This is a genomic window from Pseudomonas sp. FEN (assembly GCF_904067045.1).
Lineage (GTDB): Bacteria > Pseudomonadota > Gammaproteobacteria > Pseudomonadales > Pseudomonadaceae > Aquipseudomonas.
This window is the reverse complement of the sequence record NZ_CAJFDC010000003.1, coordinates 1-2,500: the sequence shown is the minus strand read 5'-3', so window position 1 is coordinate 2,500 and position 2,500 is coordinate 1. Positions and strand designations below refer to the sequence as shown.

Annotated in this window: 1 protein-coding gene and 2 pseudogenes (1 of these 3 cut by a window edge); 2 read left to right on the top strand and 1 reads right to left on the bottom strand. The window is 60.1% G+C overall.

Going from position 1 to position 2,500, the window contains the following annotated elements; all coding sequences use genetic code 11:
- Positions 1-398: pseudogene (tyrS, locus tag PFEN_RS05005) on the bottom strand (tyrosine--tRNA ligase) (it extends 800 nt beyond the left edge of the window).
- Positions 399-607: 209 nt separating this feature from the next.
- On the opposite strand from tyrS, the gene PFEN_RS05000 reads away from it, so the two are divergent.
- Together PFEN_RS05000 and PFEN_RS04995 are read left to right on the top strand one after the other, a co-directional pair.
- Positions 608-2,029: a peptidoglycan DD-metalloendopeptidase family protein gene (locus PFEN_RS05000; protein ID WP_191485927.1), complete on the top strand. Its 1,422-nt coding sequence runs from the start codon at positions 608-610 to the stop codon at positions 2,027-2,029.
- Positions 2,030-2,035: 6 nt separating this feature from the next.
- Positions 2,036-2,500, top strand: a pseudogene (locus PFEN_RS04995) (anhydro-N-acetylmuramic acid kinase); the annotation flags it as partial.

Genomic DNA, 2,500 nt, shown 5'->3' with positions numbered 1-2,500 from the left:
TCCGCTGGCCCCATCTGGTCCATCCAGGTGGAGTTGAACGCCACCTCGGTCTTGGCCGGATCAAGAATCTTGAACACCTGGGTCTTGTAGGTCTCGGCATTCTCGAGAACCTGCTCACGCGTCAGCGGTGGACGCGTGGCACTCTTGCCGCTCGGATCACCGATCATGCCGGTGAAGTCGCCAATCAGGAAGATCACCTGATGCCCCAGATCCTGGAACTGGCGCAGCTTGTTAATAAGGACCGTGTGGCCCAGGTGCAGATCCGGCGCCGTGGGATCGAAGCCAGCCTTGATACGCAACGGCTGGCCGCGCTTGAGCTTCTCGACCAATTCGGACTCGACCAACACCTCTTCCGCACCACGCTTGATCAGCGCTAGCTGCTCTTCAACCGACTTCATAACCAACCTGCAAGGCTCAGATTCAAAGGGAACCAACCATACAAGATCGCCGCCCAAATACAAGTTTTGCCCGGCATACGGGCACGAAACGCCCATCTGCACATGACAGACTTGCTTCAGATATGTTTTGGTTATATTTTATACAGTTATTTCATCTTCATCATGTCATTCATCTTTTCCAATTCATCTTCATCAAAGTCAAATTACCTATGACCACAGAACCGCCTAAAGCGCCCCCGCTTTATCCGAAGACCCACCTGCTGGCCGCAAGTGGCATCGCCGCCCTTCTCAGCCTGGCGCTACTGGTCTTTCCATCCAGTGACGTAGAAGCCAAGAAGACAACGCTGAGCCTGGAGCTGGAAAGCCCAGCTGATCAACTGACACAAGACAAAGACGCCGTCGAACTCGATCAAGCCACAAATGAAGGCAATCCATCGCCATTCGCCCAGATCGACGACAGCGCCGAAGACACCCAGAACACCGCCAAGACCGCCAAGACCGAACCGGCGCCTGAAGAAAAGAAAGCCCCCGGCCACCGGGAGGTCACCGTAGCCCGGGGCGATACCCTCTCCACGCTGTTCGAGAAGGTCGGTTTGCCGGCGGCATCGGTACATGAGGTCCTGGCCAGCGATAAACAAGCCAAGCAGTTTTCCCAGCTCAAGCATGGCCAGGTGCTGGAGTTCGAACTGAACCCCGACGGCCAACTGACCAACCTGCACAGCAAGGTCAGCGACCTTGAGACCATCACCCTGACCAAGGGTCCGAAAGGCTTCACCTTCAACCGCGTAGTCAGCCAGCCAGTGGTACGCTCCGCCTATGTGCACGGCGTGATCAACAGCTCGCTGTCGCTTTCCGCCCAGCGCGCCGGCATGCCCCACAGCCTGACCCGCGAAATGGCCCATGTGTTCGGCTACGACATCGACTTCGCCCAGGACATCCGTCCCGGCGACGAATTCGAGGTGATCTACGAGCAGAAAGTGGTCAACGGCAAGACCGTCGGCACCGGCAATATCCTCTCCGCACGCTTCACCAATCGTGGCAAGACCTACACTGCCGTGCGCTACACCAATAAACAGGGCTCCAGCAGCTACTACACCGCCGACGGCAACAGCATGCGCAAAGCCTTTATCCGCACCCCCGTGGATTTCGCCCGCATCAGCTCGCGCTTTTCCATGGGCCGCAAGCACCCGATCCTGAACAAGATCCGCGCCCACAAAGGCGTCGACTACGCGGCGCCTCGTGGCACGCCGATCAAGGCCGCCGGCGACGGCAAGGTGCTGCTGGCCGGTCGTCGCGGCGGCTACGGCAACACGGTGATCATCCAGCACGGCAATACCTACCGGACCCTCTACGGTCACATGCAGGGCTTTGCCAAGGGCGTCAAGACCGGCAGCAACGTCAAGCAGGGCCAGGTCATTGGCTATATCGGCACTACCGGCCTGTCGACCGGCCCGCACTTGCACTACGAGTTCCAGGTCAATGGCGTACACGTCGACCCACTGGGCCAGAAACTGCCCATGGCCGATCCGATCGCCAAATCCGAACGCGCCCGCTTCCTGCAACAGAGCCAGCCGCTGATGGCACGCATGAATCAGGAAAAGTCCAGCAAAGTCGCCTCGGCCAAACGGTAAACAACCATGCTCTACATAGGTGTGATGTCCGGAACCAGTCTTGATGGGCTGGACATTGCCCTGGTAGCGCTCGACGGCTCCATCCGGCTGCTGGCCAGCCACTACATTCCCATGCCCGAGACCTTGCGCGCGGAACTGCTCGGCCTGTGCGCCAGCGGTCCCGACGAAATTGCCCGGGCGCCATCGCCGAGCAGAACTGGGTAACCCTGGCCGCCCAGGGTATCAACACCCTGCTGGAGCAGCAGCAACTCGACCCCGAGGCCATTCGGGCCATCGGCAGCCACGGCCAGACTATTCGCCACGAACCGGCGCGTGGCTTTACCGTGCAGATCGGCAACCCGGCCCTGCTCGCGGAACTGACCGGCATCACCGTCGTCGGCGACTTCCGCCGCCGCGATGTGGCGGCCGGCGGCCAGGGCGCCCCGCTGGTTCCAGCTTTCCATGAGGCGCTGTTCAAAGAGCACAAGGGGC

What these genes read in the sequence shown, in the direction of transcription:
- PFEN_RS05000 (WP_191485927.1), top strand. Translation starts at nt 608, where the DNA reads ATGACCACAGAACCGCCTAAAGCGCCCCCGCTTTATCCGAAGACCCAC.